Annotated in this window: 9 protein-coding genes; all 9 read left to right on the top strand. The window is 59.7% G+C overall.

Annotation, left to right across the window (positions count from 1 at the left end; translation table 11 throughout):
• The first annotated feature begins 305 nt into the window (after window positions 1-305).
• The 9 genes from GE073_RS16635 (at window position 306) to GE073_RS16595 (ending at window position 14,431) form a co-directional block, all read left to right on the top strand.
• The gene (locus GE073_RS16635) at window positions 306-1,748 is read left to right on the top strand and encodes an extracellular solute-binding protein (RefSeq protein WP_153783889.1); all 1,443 of its coding nucleotides are present in this window, start codon (window positions 306-308) and stop codon (window positions 1,746-1,748) included.
• Between the two features lie 61 nt (window positions 1,749-1,809).
• Window positions 1,810-4,893, top strand: coding sequence for an extracellular solute-binding protein (locus GE073_RS16630; protein WP_153783888.1), 3,084 nt, complete (start codon window positions 1,810-1,812; stop codon window positions 4,891-4,893).
• A gap of 8 nt (window positions 4,894-4,901) precedes the next feature.
• Window positions 4,902-5,873: a carbohydrate ABC transporter permease gene (locus tag GE073_RS16625; protein WP_153783887.1), complete on the top strand. Its 972-nt coding sequence runs from the start codon at window positions 4,902-4,904 to the stop codon at window positions 5,871-5,873.
• Between the two features lie 11 nt (window positions 5,874-5,884).
• Window positions 5,885-6,763 (top strand): carbohydrate ABC transporter permease, encoded by an 879-nt coding sequence (locus GE073_RS16620; RefSeq protein WP_228551586.1) that lies wholly within the window; start codon window positions 5,885-5,887, stop codon window positions 6,761-6,763.
• Window positions 6,764-6,775: 12 nt separating this feature from the next.
• A complete protein-coding gene (locus GE073_RS16615; RefSeq protein WP_153783886.1) occupies window positions 6,776-8,848 on the top strand; it encodes a YIP1 family protein in 2,073 nt (690 codons plus the stop codon).
• Window positions 8,841-11,228 (top strand): DUF5696 domain-containing protein, encoded by a 2,388-nt coding sequence (locus GE073_RS16610; RefSeq protein ID WP_153783885.1) that lies wholly within the window; start codon window positions 8,841-8,843, stop codon window positions 11,226-11,228. The genes GE073_RS16615 and GE073_RS16610 overlap by 8 nt, the downstream gene beginning before the upstream one ends.
• On the top strand, window positions 11,225-12,100 hold the full coding sequence (locus tag GE073_RS16605) for a carbohydrate ABC transporter permease (RefSeq protein ID WP_153783884.1): 876 nt from the start codon (window positions 11,225-11,227) through the stop codon (window positions 12,098-12,100). Before GE073_RS16610 ends, GE073_RS16605 begins: the two co-directional genes overlap by 4 nt.
• A 17-nt stretch (window positions 12,101-12,117) precedes the next feature.
• Entirely contained in the window at window positions 12,118-13,098 is a 981-nt protein-coding gene (locus GE073_RS16600; RefSeq protein ID WP_153783883.1) for a carbohydrate ABC transporter permease, read from the top strand.
• A 1-nt stretch (window position 13,099) separates the two neighbouring features.
• A complete protein-coding gene (locus tag GE073_RS16595; protein ID WP_228551584.1) occupies window positions 13,100-14,431 on the top strand; it encodes a glucoamylase family protein in 1,332 nt (443 codons plus the stop codon).
• The last annotated feature ends 29 nt before the right edge of the window (window positions 14,432-14,460 follow it).

The following is a 14,460-nucleotide window of genomic DNA, read 5'->3' as shown; positions in this document are numbered from 1 at the left end:
AGCTTTCGCGTGGAGGCTTTTTTGTCTTCCGTGGCCCCTATCCAATGTAAGCGATTTATAGTCTTGTTTTTTCCAAAGCGCTGGGATATAATTCGTGTTGATCGAATCGTTTCGATTGATGAGCTCATCGTTTGATGAATCAGCAAGGAAAAAAGCTCCAAGCAATGGAAGCGGATACATATCGGGCTTGTCGCCGAAACGAGGCTTCAAGCGGGAGGGGATGCCTCGCTTAATGTAAGCGCATTCATTTGAGGTGGAAAGTTCGTCAGCATCTTATCAAACTATGGACCAGGGGGAAATCGGCTATGAAGAAATTACTCGCTACGGGTATGACGGCCATGATCATGATCGTATTCGTTCTCGCCGGATGCAGCGGCTCAGGCAATGAAGCGGGCAATACCGCCCCTGCGCCGGCGCAGAACCAAGCCGCCGCGGAGCCGGCTCCGTCGGATTCCGGCGCAGCAAGCAACGGAGAGAGCAATACTGCCGGGGAACAAGCAGACGTTCCAGCCGGTGAGACGGTCACGTTGAAATTCGGCACTTGGAACGATCCTGTCGTCGAGCAGAAGAAAATCGACGCCTTCCAGAAATTGCACCCGAACATCAAGGTCGAGATCGACAAGTCCGTCACCTGGCCGTGGGACGAGAAGCTCGGAGCCGCGGCCGCCGCTGGCAAGCTGCCGGATGTGTTCTTCGTCTTCAACGCGCCGGGCAACGTCTCGAGCAACTGGCTGGCCGACCTGACTCCGCTGCTCGAGGAAGATCCCGACTACAACGAGGAGAACATTTTCAACAACCTCAGCGAGACGGGCCGGTACAACGGCAAGCAATATGTCCTGCCCCATCAGCTGTTCACGCAAGGGGTCCTCATCAACGTCGATTTGTTCAACAAAGAGAACATCCCGCTGCCGAAAGCGGATTGGACGATCGAAGAGTTCGAGAAGATCGCCAAGAAGCTGACGAAGCCAAGCGACCACCAGTACGGAATTGAAAACATCCTTGGCGCGCGCGAAATGTTCGTTCCGCAATTCGACTCCAAGCTGGGCTGGCTGACGTACGACGGCACGCAGTTCAACTTTGACAAGCCGGCTTTCTCCGAAACGATTCACTGGATCAACAAGGTCGTCTACAACAACAAATCCTCGGTGGATCTGTACGACCGCAAAGAGCAGGACAAATGGTACGGCAAAGACAAGAGCGGCTTCCTGATGGGGAAAGTCGGCATGAAGATCGATGCGAACTGGGCGTTTGCCGATGTGCAGAAAAATGCCAAGTTCAACTGGGACTTCCTGCCTCTGCCTGGGAAAGACGGCCAACGCGTGCCGATGATTACGGATTACATCGGCATGGCGCAAAATACGAAGCACCCGAAAGAAGCGATGGCGTTCATCAAATTCCTGACGTATTCCAAGGAAGGCTGGCTGGAGCGGATCAACAATATCGAGAAGCCGATCGTCACGATGCCGCTCCTCAACGACCGCGAGGTGTGGGACGCTTATCTGAAAACAACGTTCACGGCCCCGGGCCTGAAAGACGTCATCGCCGGAATCCCGAACGGATTCGTCGACGGCTACAAATGGCTGCCGGGCGATGCGGAAATCATCGATAAAGTGCTGAATCCGTACGACACGAAAAAAGAGCTCGTGACGCTCAAGGTCAAGCCGGAAGACGTCGCCAAGGATATTCAGAAAAAAGCGATGGACATCTTCAACCAGAACAAGCAGCAGATCGACGCTGCGACCAAGTAAACCAGGACGTCTCTCCCCGGTCTCCCGGGGAGGGAACCTCCGCTGGATCCGGGAGTGGTGGATGATGAGGAGAAAGTGGCTGACCATCGGATTGATCGGCGTCATGCTGCTCGGCGGCATCGAAGCGCCCGTTTGGACGCTCCACCGCGCGGCGGCGGAAGGAACCGCCGGCAGCGCGCGGCCAGCGGCCAGCGATTCCGACGTGCTGGACGCGTTGTTTGGCGGAGCTTCCTCCGGCAGCGGCGAATCCAAGGAAAAGGACGCCCGCGAGAAGGGAGCGGACAAGCAAGGTCAAGCCGATGCCCAGACGGTCGTCGAAGACGACTATTTCGACGTGCTGGACCGATGGAGGAAAGAAGGGGCTGTAGAGGCGGCAGGCGTTCGGGTCGAATTGCCGGCTCGGGAATTCCGCGTCGAGGGACGGCCCGCACCGCTTTTGGCGGCATCGCAAAGCGAAGGGTACGGCAAGGAAGTGCTTCGCTGGGACGAGAAGACGCTGGAGGTCGAAATTCCGGTCGACGTGCCGCAAAGCGGCTTGTACAATCTGGAGCTTGACTACTACCCGCTGAGCGGGCAAATTCTGTCCATCCAGCGAGGAATCAAGATCAACGGCGACTACCCTTATTTTCAGGCCCGTCAGTTCGAGCTCGACAAGCTGTGGAAGGACGACAACGATCCGTTCGAAAAGGATTCGCTCGGAAACGATATTTTGCCCGGCCAAAAAATGATTCCAGGCTGGATGAAGCAGACGATTGCAGACCCGGCATCCGCGGATGACCGTCCCCTGCTGTTTTATTTGGAAAAAGGCGAGAACTTGATTTCCCTTCCGTTCATCGGCGAGCCGGCTCTCTTGGGCGCGGCAGCTCTGACCAGTCCCGCGTCGGCGCCTTCCTATGAGGACTATGCCCGGCAAGGAAAGCTCAAGCAAGCTCCTCCAGCCCTTGTCGCGGTCGAGGGAGAGCGCGCTTCGAGCAAGAACCAGCCGTTCATTCGCGTCCAGGCGGACGGCAGTCCTTCTTCGATCCCGTTCGACAGCCGCCGGCAGCTGCTGAACGCCATCGGCGGGGATTCCTGGCAGCGGAGCGGGCAAAGCGTGTCGTGGACGTTCGACGTGCCGGCAGACGGCGAGTATCGGATCGCGATCAAATACAAGCAAAATACGAATACGAGCGAGACGGGAACCGACATGCCGGTATACCGGACGCTGGAAATAGATGGCGAGCTTCCGTTCGAGGAAATGCGGCGGGTGGTATTCCCGTTTACGAAGAGCTGGAAAAACAAGACGCTGGAGAGCGCGGACGGCGAGCCGTATCTGTTTCAGCTGCAGCAAGGGCGGCACAGCCTCAAGCTGACGGCGAACGATGCTCCGTACAGGGAGACGATCCGGACGATCAAGTCGGTCATGAGCGGAATCAATGACCTGGCGATCGAGGTGAAGATGGCGACGGGAAATACGCAGGACTCCAACCGCGACTGGGATTTGACGGAGCAGATTCCGGGAGTCGCCGACCGGCTGCTCGCGTACGCGGACGAGCTGGACAGCCGGTACGCGACGCTTGCGGCGCAAATTTCCCGCAGTCCGGATGCCGCCCAGTCTCTGGTCATCTCCGCCCAGAGGCTGCGCAACCTGGCGGAGGACCCGAACTCGCTCCCGTATAAATACGCGCAATTGTCCGAGGGCTCGGGCTCGATCATGCAGATGCTGGGAACCTCGCTCGGCAAGCTACCCAATCAGCCGCTGACCGTGGACCGCATCTACGTTTATTCGGACAGCAAGCTGCCTTCCGCCCAAGCCGGCTTGTTCAGCCGGCTGTCCGCGAACGTGAGCGCCTTTCTCGCCTCGTTCACGAAAGATTACTCCAAGGTAGGCGGCGGCGATCCCGATGAGCTGCAAGTATGGGTCAACCGTCCGCGGCAATACGTCACGATGCTGCAGCATGAGGCCGACGAGGAGTTCACCCGAAAGACCGGCATCAAGGTTTCCTTTTCCCTCATGCCGGACGAGACGAAGCTGATCCTCGCCAATGCCGCCGGCAGCTCGCCGGACATGGCGCTGTCGATCAACAACGTGACGCCGTTCAACCTGGCCGTGCGGGGAACCTTGTCCGATCTTTCGCAGTTTCCCGATTACGAAGAAGTCGCGAAGCGCTTCTCGCCGGGAGCGATGCTGCCTTTCCGGTTCGACGGGGGAGCGTATGCCCTTCCGGAAACGCAGAACTTCTGGGTGATGTACTACCGCAAGGATATCCTGAACGCGCTTGATATCCCGCTTCCGGAGACGATGGACGACGTGCGGCGCATTTTGCCCGACCTGCAGCGCTATGGCCTGAATTTCTTCCATCCGCTGTCGCAGACAGGAGGATTGAAGCCGTTGACGCTGACCGCTCCCTTCATCTACCAAAGCGGAGGAGAGCTGTTCAAGGACGACGGAGCCGGAGCGGCGATCGACTCCGAAAACGCCGTTGCGGGCATCAAGCAGATGACGGATTTGTTCACCGTCTACAATCTGCCGCTCAACGTGCCGAGCTTCTACAACCATTTCCGCGACGGCAGCCTGCCGATCGGCATATCCGATTTCGCCACGTATGTGCAGCTCACATCGGCCGCGCCGGAAATCAGCGGCCTCTGGGGCATCGCTCCCGCGCCTGGCGTGCAGGATGCGGACGGGAAGATCGGACGCTGGCAGACGGGAACGGGGCAGTCCGCCGTCATTTTCAAGGACAGCAAGCGCCAGGCGGATGCCTGGGAGCTGCTCAAGTGGTGGACGTCCAAGGAGACGCAGGTTTCCTTCGGCAACCGCATGCAGACGATCTACGGGCCGACCTACAAGTGGAACACCGCGAATCTGGAGGCGTTCGACCAGATGCCGTGGCCGAAAGAGGATATCGGCGTCATCCAGGAGCAGTGGAAGTGGCTGAAGGACGTGCCGCATCTGCCTGGCGACTACATGCTCGAGAGGATGCTCAGCGACGCCTGGAACAAGATCGTGTTCAATGGCGTCAACCCGCGGCGCGCCATCGAGGACGCCACGATCCTCACGAACCGCGAGATGGTCAAGAAGCTGGAGGAGTTCAAGTATATGAAAAACGGCAAGCTGGTCAAGCCGCTGGAAGTGCCGAGGCTTCTTGACGAGAAAGGCAGGTGAGAATCCCGATGAAAGCTTCCTCTGAGCTGGCTCCTGGCAGCCCGCCGCGCTCGGCCGAAGAGAAGCCGCTGAGGCTGAAGTGGCATCAGAAGAAGGGATTCCGCGATGAATTGTCGGCCTATCTCTTCCTGGGCCCTTATCTGATCCTGTTCTCCATGTTCATCGTCGTCCCCGTGCTGGCCGCGATCGGCCTGTCGTTCACCTATTTCAACACGGTGCAGGCGCCGGAATTCATCGGCCTGCAGAACTATGTGAACCTGCTGACGCAGGACAGCGAGTTCATGATGTACGTGCTGCCGAACACGATCAAGTTCGCGCTTCTCGTCGGGCCGGGCGGGTACATCCTGTCGTTCTGGCTGGCCTGGCTGCTGGCGCAGATTCCGCGGAAATCGCGCACCTTGCTGGCGCTGGCGCTGTATTCGCCGTCGTTGACGGCGGCAGTCGCCATGGCGGTCGTATGGCTGACGGTGTTCAGCGGCGACAGCACCGGCTATCTGAACGCCTTCCTGATCGACTGGGGGTTCATCAACGAGCCGATCCAGTGGACGCAGTCTCCCCATTATCTGATGCCGATCATGATCGCGGTGACGCTGTGGAACAGCATGGGCGTCGGCTTCCTGGCGATGCTCGCGGGCATCTTGAACGTCAACCCGGAGATGTACGAAGCGGGCTACATCGACGGCATCCAGAACCGGCTGCAGGAAGTGTGGTATATCACGATTCCGTCCATGAAGCCGCAAATGCTGTTCGGGGCGGTGATGGCGATCGTCGGCACCTTCCAAGGCGGAGAGATCGGCGTGCAGCTGTCTGGAGCGAATCCGACGCCTCAATATGCCGGACAGCTGCTGATCAACCATATCGCCGACTACGGATTCATCCGCTATGACATGGGATACGCATCGGCGGTGTCCGTCGTGCTGCTGCTCGTCATCTATGGATTCACGAAGCTGTCCTGGCGGCTGTTCGGAGAAAAAGAATAAGGAGCGTGTTCGTGCTGGCTTCCTTTCACGGAAATAAAATCAATCCGAGCCGCTTCAGTCTCGGACAGCTGAAATTCTATCTGTTTCTGATTCCGCTCGGCATGTTCATGGTGCTTCCAATCGTTTTTATTTTCTCCCAGTCGCTCAAGCCGCTGGATGAATTGTTCGTGTTCCCGCCGGCGTTCCTCGTCCAGAAGCCGACGCTGGAAAATGTGTACAGCCTTCTGGCCGTGGCGGATATGAGCAGGATACCGGCGACCAAGTATTTGTTCAACAGCCTGCTCATCACCGTCGTCGTCGTCGTGCTCTCGCTGATCGCCAGCGCCATGACCGGGTACGCGCTCTCCAAGAAGCAGTTCAAATGGCGCAAGGCGTTGTTCGAGGTGAATACGATCGCCCTGATGTTCGTGCCGGCGGCGGTCACGATTCCGAGGTACCTCGTCGTGGAGAAGCTCGGCCTGATCAACAGCTACGCGGGCCATATCCTGCCGCTGCTGGCCTTGCCGGTCGGAGTGTTCCTGATCAAGCAGTTCGTCGATCAGATTCCGAACGAGCTGATCGAGGCGGCCCGCATGGACGGAGCGAACGATATGACCGTGTTCGCGAGGATCGTGCTGCCGGTCATCCATCCGGCGATGGCGACGGTCGCGATCCTGGCGTTCCAGGCCTCGTGGAACAACACCGAGACGTCGGCCCTCTATATGAGCCAGGAGACGCTGAAGACGTTCGCCTTCTATATGACTACGCTGACGACGACGGTCGGCAACAACGTGGCCGGCCAAGGGATGGCGGCGGCGGCGGCCTTGTTCATGTTCCTGCCCAACCTGGTCATATTCATCTTCATGCAAAGCCGGGTCATGGACACGATGGCGCATTCCGGAATCAAGTAGAGGGGGAGAACGATGAGAAAACCGACATTCTGTCTGCTGGCCGGCCTGGCGTTCTCCCTGCTGTTCGCCTCGATGCCGGCGCAGGCAGCCTCGTACGAGTCCTTTACGATCAATGCCGAAGGGCAGTTCCGACCGACGCAAAGCGCCTATCTCCCGATCGGAATCGTGGACGGGCACAGCATCTTCGGAGAGGAAGGAGCCCGGCTGGCCGCTGCGGACAGCGGCTTCAGCCTTGAGCTGGACCAGCCGGAGGATCTGTTCATCGACAGCCGCGGCCATCTATTCGTTGCGGATACCGGCAATGCCAGAATTCTGGAGCTTGACGAGCAGGGCGATAAAGTCCGCGTCATCGGAGAGGGCGAGCTGGACGAGCCTACCGGAATCTACGTGGACGAGGCCGGCTCGATCTACGCGGCGGACTATGGGGCCGGCCAGGTCGTCGTTTTCGGCCCCGACGGGAGCAAGCAGAGGGCGATCGGCAAGCCCGAGTCGCTGCTGTTCGGCAAGACCAACGAGTTCAAGCCGCGCAAGGTGGCGGCGGACAAGCGCGGAAACATTTACGTCGTTGGAGAAGGGCTGATCCAAGGACTTGCGGAGCTCAGCCCCGACGGCGATTTCCTCGGTTATTTCGGGGGCAACCGCACCGGGTTCGACCTGGAGAGAGCCGTTCAGAAAATCTTCTTCACCGACAAGCAGCTGAGCCAGCTGTCGCAGAAGCTTCCTCCGTCACCGTCCAACCTGACCGTCGATCAGGACGGCCTGATCTACACGTCGACGTCCGGAGTCGAGAGCAACAGCATCAAGAAGCTGAACGTAGCCGGGGACGACCTGCTGAACGCCTCCACCTACATGAGCCCGACGGTCGCGGACATCGCCGTCGACGGCATGGGCAGCATCTTCGCGGCGGACTCGGTCGAAGGCTATATCAGCGTCTACGACAAGGACGGCAGCATGCTGTTCAGCTTCGGAGGCAACGACACGGGGTATCAGCGGCTCGGCTACTTCAAGTCTCCGTCCGCGATCGCGGTCAGCGGCAGCGGCATGGTGTACGTGCTCGACAAGGAGCGCGCCAACATCCAGCTGTTCAAGCCGACTCCGTTCGCCCAGCTCGTCTACAAGGCGATCGGCCTGTACCTGGACGGCAAATACGTGCAGAGCCTGGAGCCGTGGCGGGAAGTGCTCCGTCAGAACAGCCTGTTCGATCTGGCGCATGTCGGGCTCGGACTCGCCTATTACAAGCAAGGCGAATACGGCAAAGCATTCGAGGAGCTGAAGTTCGCCCGCAACGTCAATGAATATTCCAATACGTACTGGGAGCTGCGGCGGGCCTGGATGATGAGCCATTTGTCGAAGATCCTGCTCGCGATGGCGGGAGCCGCGGCGCTGTGGCTCCTCCTGAGACGGCTATACCGCTCCAAGGGGTTCGGCGCTCCGGTCGTGCGGGCGGCGCGCCGAGCCAAGGAGAGGAAGCTCGTCGGGCAGCTGCTGCACGCCTTCCGAATGCTGAGGCATCCGTTCGACGGTTATTACGAGCTGGAGAACGGCCGCGCCTCGGTGCTGTCGGCCACCCTGCTGCTCCTCGCCATGGTGGCGGTCCGGATCTATGAGGTGCTCGGGACGAACTTCATCTTCAGCGGCGTCGATCCGCAGAGGGTCAACCTGCTCGGAGAGGTGCTGAAGCTGCTGCTTCCTTTCTTTGCCTGGGTGCTGTGCAACTATCTGGTGAGCGTCATCAACGACGGCGAAGGGAAATTCAAGGACGTCTATAAAGGCTCGGTCTATGCGCTCAGCCCGTATATCCTTTTCTCCGCGCCGGTCACGATCATGTCCAATGGCCTGACGCTGCTGGAGGCGGTCGTCTACGATTACTCCCGGCTGTTCATCCTTCTGTGGTGCCTGTTCCTGATGGTGGTGATGGTGAAGGAGATTCACGGCTATGAGATCAAGGAAACGTTCAAGAACATTGCGATGACGATTTCGGGAATGGCCGTCATGGCTCTGATCGCATTCATATTCTTCGGCTTGTCCAACCAGGTGTGGGACTTCGTGCTGAGCTTGGCGGAAGAGGTGAAATATCGTGTCTGATACCGGAAAAAGGAAGCTGCTGCTGCTTGCGGCCGCGATCGTCCTCGGCGGGGCCGCGCTCCTGAACGCCTATGACGTCCGCCCGACGGATGCCGCAGGCGGAGGCGATCGGCCGCGGTCGGAGCCGTCGGCCGCGAAGCCGGAAGCGGAGGCGCAGGCGGAGGCGCCGCTGGAGCCGGCCCTTCCGGACGTTCGAAATGAATCCTTGCTGTTCCGCTCCAACGGCTACACGATGCCGGAATCCGAGCCGCAGAAGCCTGTTCCGGCCGCGCCGCTCCGGCCGAACTACGAGAAGATCGGCGAGAACGGGTCCATGGCCCTCTATCTGAACAGGCAGACCTTCGCCATCCAGCTTCAGGATTCGGCCAGCGGATACGTATGGTCCTCCGAGCCGAGCGAGAGCGACCTGCAGGCGGAGCAGCTCAACGAGGACTGGAAAAATGCGATGCAGTCGCCTTTCCTGCTGGACTACTATACCGGCGACGGGCAGCGCGCCTCATCCAACTACAAGTCTCTCCAAGGCAAAGCGGCGGCAGTGACGAGCATCGACAACGGCGTCGAGATCGCCTTTGAGCTCCCGGCGATCGAGATGTCGCTGAACATTCGGGTCGCTCTGGAGGAGGACGGCGTCGTCTTCAAGCTGCTGAACGACAGCCTCGTGGAAAAGGGGCCGGACAAGCTGGCGTCCGTGCAGCTCTATCCGTTCCTCGGCGCCGTGCGCGGCGCGTCCGTGCCGGGATACATGCTCCTGCCGGACGGGAGCGGGGCGCTCATCCGGTTTACAAGCAGCCATACGTCGTTCGACGAGCCTTATACCGGCCAGATCTATTACAACGACTTGGGAATCGGCGGCTTCGAGGGCGCCATGAACAAGGTCGGAGTTCCGGTATTCGGCATCGTCCATGGCGTCAAGCAGAACGCATTGCTGGGCATCGTGGAGGACGGCAAGATGAATGCCGAAATCGTCGCTTATCCGAGCGGAGTGAACACGAGCTTCTACTGGATCTCGCCGCGCTTCATTATCCGCTCCGGCTATTACCAGCCGACGAGCAAGGCGATGGGCGGCATCAACATGTATACCAAGACGAAGACGGAAGGCGACAAGCAGGTGCGCTACCGGCTGCTCAGCGGCGAACAGTCGGATTATGTCGGGATGGCCCGGAGCTACCGCTCCTATATGAAGGAGCGCGGCATGCTGCCTGCCCCTCGGGCAAGCAAGCCGGACTCCAAGGGCATTCCTTTGCGGATCGATATGCTCGGCGCGGAAATGACTTCCGGACTGCTGAAGCGCGGAGTGGTGAAGATGACTTCATTTTCTGAAGCGCAAAGCATTTTGCAGGACCTGCAGCAATCCGGCATCTCCAACATCCGTGCCGGCCTGCAAGGCTGGGGCAAGGGCGGCGAGAGCGGCTCCCATCCCGCCGCGCCGAAATTCGAGCCGGCGCTGGGCGGCAGCAAGGGCTTGAGGAGCCTGGCGGCATATGCCAAGCAGCAGGACATCGAGCTTTACCTGAATACCGACTACTCGTACATGCAGGACAAAAGCCCGAGGGTGGAGCCTCGCACCGATTCGGTGCGCATGATTACGAACCGCCTTCTGGAATTCGATGCCTTCAGCCGGTACAACCGCGAGCGGTTCGGCGATCTCAAGAGCTACCTGATCCGTCCGGAAAAAGCGCTGTCACTCGCAAAGGAAGACTTTCAAGCCTTCCGCGAAGCCGGCATACAAAACGTGGCGATCAACGGCACCGGCTTCTTGCTGTATTCGGACTTCAACAAGAAGCAGGCGATCCGTCGCTCGGAGGCGGCGGAGCTGTACGGCAAGCTCGGCGACGAGGCGGCCGGCCAGTCCATCGGCCTGTCCTGGCTCGAGCCCAACGATTATATGTGGAAGCATGCGGCGGCCTACTTCAATATGCCGCTGAGCTCGTCGCAGTTCGTCTATTCGACGGACACGGTGCCGTTTCTGCCGATGGCGCTGCATGGCAGCCTCGATTATTTCGCGGATCACGGCAACAACAATCCCGATCCGGAGCTGGATCTGCTGCGCATGATCGAGTACGGGGCCTATCCGTCGTTCCTGGTGACGAAAGAGCCGACAAGGAAGCTTCTGAATACGCCTTCGAATGATCTGTATACGACCGAGTACAGCGACTGGGCGCCGCAGATCAAGAAGCAGTACGCAAAAGCGAACGAAGCGTTGAAGCAAGTCATGGACGCGGAGATGACGGACCGCGAAGTCATCGAGGAAGGCATCGTCAAGGTCAGCTACGGCAACGGCGTGGCGATCTGGATCAATTACACGTCGAGGGACTATGCTTCGGGCGCCGTCTCGGTTCCTGCCCGCGATATGGCCGTGACAGGAGGCGGACAGGGATGAAAAAGACCAAGTCGAGGCGGGAGGCCTGGATCGGACTTGCGCTGATCTCTCCGTGGATCGTCGGATTCCTCGTTTTCATGGCCTATCCGCTCTTGTTCTCGCTCTATATGAGCTTCAACAAAGTGATGATCACTCCGACCGGCATCGAAACGAGGTATCTCGGCTGGAGCAACTACAAGGATGCGTTTCTGGTCGACGCGGAGTTCTCGCAGCAGCTGTTCCTGTTCCTGAAGTCGAATCTGCTCATGATTCCGATCGTCATCGTATTCTCTCTGTTCGTAGCCCTGCTCATCAACCAGCCGATCCGAGGCCGGAATCTGTTTCGGGCGATCTTTTTCCTGCCGGTCGTCATCACGAGTGGGGAGGTCGTCCAGGAGCTGTTCGCCCAGGGAGCGGCTACGATCCCGGTCATCGAGAAGTACGGCCTGGTCGCGATGATCGAGGACAATCTCTCGCCCGGGCTCGCCGTCCCGATCATCGGCATCATCAATCAGTTCATTCTCATCCTGTGGTATTCGGGCGTGCAGATTCTGATCTTCCTTGCCGGCTTGCAGAAGGTGAACACTCAGGTGTACGAGGCCGCAGCGATGGACGGGGCGTCGCCTTGGGTGACGTTCTGGAAAATCACGCTGCCGGAGGTGAAGCCGTTCATCCTGGTCAACCTCATCTATACCGTGATCGACCTGTTCACGAACGGCTTCAGCGAGGTCATCAAGCTGATCCAGGACAATATGTTCAAGGCCGGCACCGGCTTCGGCTATGCCAGCGCCCTGGCCTGGATCTATTTTGCGGTCATATTCATCGTGCTGCTGCTGTTCGTGCTCTTCTTCCGCAGCAAGGAGACATCGATCCGACATGCGAGACGGTCCTGAAGGGGGGATGATCCAACATGAAAGACTTACCGGCTGCCGAGGCGCCTGAACCGCAGCGGCAGGAGCGGCGCGATCAAGCCCGCAGGGCTCTGCATAAAGCGAGGACCCTGCTGCTGGGACGCCAGGGCAATGACGGCTGGCTGTTCAAGGCGATTCTCTACGTGCTGCTGATCAGCACGGGCTTCATTTATTTGTATCCGCTGCTGTTCATGGTCTCGCAAAGCTTCAAGAGCCTGGACGACCTGCTGGATCCGACGGTGGCCTGGATTCCGCGCAGCCTGCATGTGGACAACTTCGTCCAGGCCTGGAACGTCCTTCATTATTTGAAGACGCTCGGAAGCACGCTGCTGAACTCGACGCTGCCCGCCGTCGCCCAGACGATCTCCTGCGCGATTGTCGGCTACGGCTTCGCCAAGTACAAGTTCCCGGGCAAGTCCATCCTGTTCGGGCTGATGCTGGTCACCTTCGTTGTGCCGAAGCAGGTCGTCATGATTCCGATGTTCCTGCTGTTCAAGGAATACGGCATGCTGGAGACGCCGCTTCCGTTCATCGTTCCCGGGCTGTTCGCCCAAGGCATCCGAAGCGCGCTGTTCATCCTGATCTACGCCCAGTTTTTCCGGACGATTCCGGCGGCGCTGGAGGAAGCGGCGCAGATCGACGGAGCGGGCGCGTTCAAAACGTTTTTCCGCATCATCCTGCCGATCTCGGTGCCGGCTGTCGTCGTCGTCTTCCTGTTCTCCATGGTATGGCATTGGAACGAGACGTATCTGGCCTCGCTATATTTGGGCAATGCGATGACGACGCTGCCGCTGGAGCTGAAAACTTTCAACGATTCTTTCAAAGCGATGTATACGGGGGGCTCCTCGGTGACGGATGTCAACGAATCCATCCGGATGGCCGGCACGCTGCTGATCGTGCTGCCGCTGCTCATCCTCTACCTCATCGCGCAGAAGCATTTCACGCAGGTCGTGGACAAAACGGGATTGACGGGGGAATGACATGCGGCTGAAACGAACAGGGCTGCTGCTGATGGTCGTTGCCGCATTCGTCATGGCCCTGGGCGGCTGCGCCGATCCCGAGATCGCGGGCCGGGGCATTGCGGAAAATCTCGACCGCGAGACGGAAGCGCTGCTGGAAAAGGAAAGCCGGCTGAGCTTCGACTTCTTCTGGAACGAGGCGAACGCCGAGCCGGGAAGCAAAGGCTACGGGCTGGTCGCGGACAGGGCTCCCGGCAATCCGGGCTTGTCCAGCGTCGCGTCCACCGGCTTCGGGCTGACGGCTCTCGCCATCGGCGCGGAACGCGGCTGGGTGACGAGGCAGGAGGCGGAAGAGCGCGCTTCGGGCACGCTGGATACGCTCCTGAACCATGCGGCGAAGGAGCATGGGTTCCTGTACCATTTCCTGGATATGCGGGACGGATCGCGGGCTCCGGGAAGCGAGGTCTCGGTCATCGATACGGCGATCGCGCTGAACGGAGCGATCGTCGCCGGCGAATATTTCGGCGGCGACGTGAAGGAGAAGGCCGGCGAGCTGGCCGCTCAGGTCGAATGGCCCTGGTATGTGGATCCGGCGAACAACCAGTTCTACATGGGTTATTCGCCGGAGGGCGGATTCGCCGGACACTGGGACTTCTACGCGGAGCAGATGATGATGTATGTGCTTGCCGCAGGCTCCGACACCCATCCCGTGAAGGGAGATCTGTTCTACGCGTTCAAGCGGGATTCAAGAGCCTATGGGAACGGCAGGCCGTTCATCCATTCCTGGTTCGGCTCGATCTTCACCTACCAGTTCACTCATGGCTGGCTCGACTTCCGCGGCTTGACGGACCGGGAAGGCGTCGACTGGTGGGACAACTCCGTCGCCGCCTCGGAGTCCGCCAGGCAGTATGCGATCGACATCGCTTCCGACTACGGAACGTTCGGTCCGAACGCCTGGGGACTTACCGCGAGCGACGGACCGGACGGCTACAACGGCCTCTACGGGTCGCCGCCGTCCGGCTTCGACGACGCGGCTCATGCCGTCGACGGGACGCTGGCTCCGGCGGGCGCCCTCGGCTCCATCGTGTTCACGCCGGAAGCCGCGCTCGACGCGCTGAAGCACTTTGCCGCCAAGCCCGAGCTGTGGAGCGAGTACGGCCTGGCCGATGCCTACAACGAAGCGCTGTCGCCGACGTGGATCAGTCCCGACGTGATCGGCATCGACAAGGGAATTACGCTGCTGATGATCGAGAATTACCGCAGCGGCTTCGTATGGGAGCTGTACGGCAGGAACGAGCTCGTGAAGGCGGGCGTCCAGGCCGTCGGGCTCGTCCCCGCGGAGCCTGCGCGCTGACAGCCGCAAGGCATGCGGCTGCTATTTTT

Source organism: Paenibacillus sp. B01 (assembly GCF_009649995.1).
In the GTDB taxonomy this organism is placed as follows: Bacteria; Bacillota; Bacilli; order Paenibacillales; family Paenibacillaceae; genus Paenibacillus_O; species Paenibacillus_O pasadenensis.
This window is presented reverse-complemented; position numbering and strand designations above follow the sequence as displayed.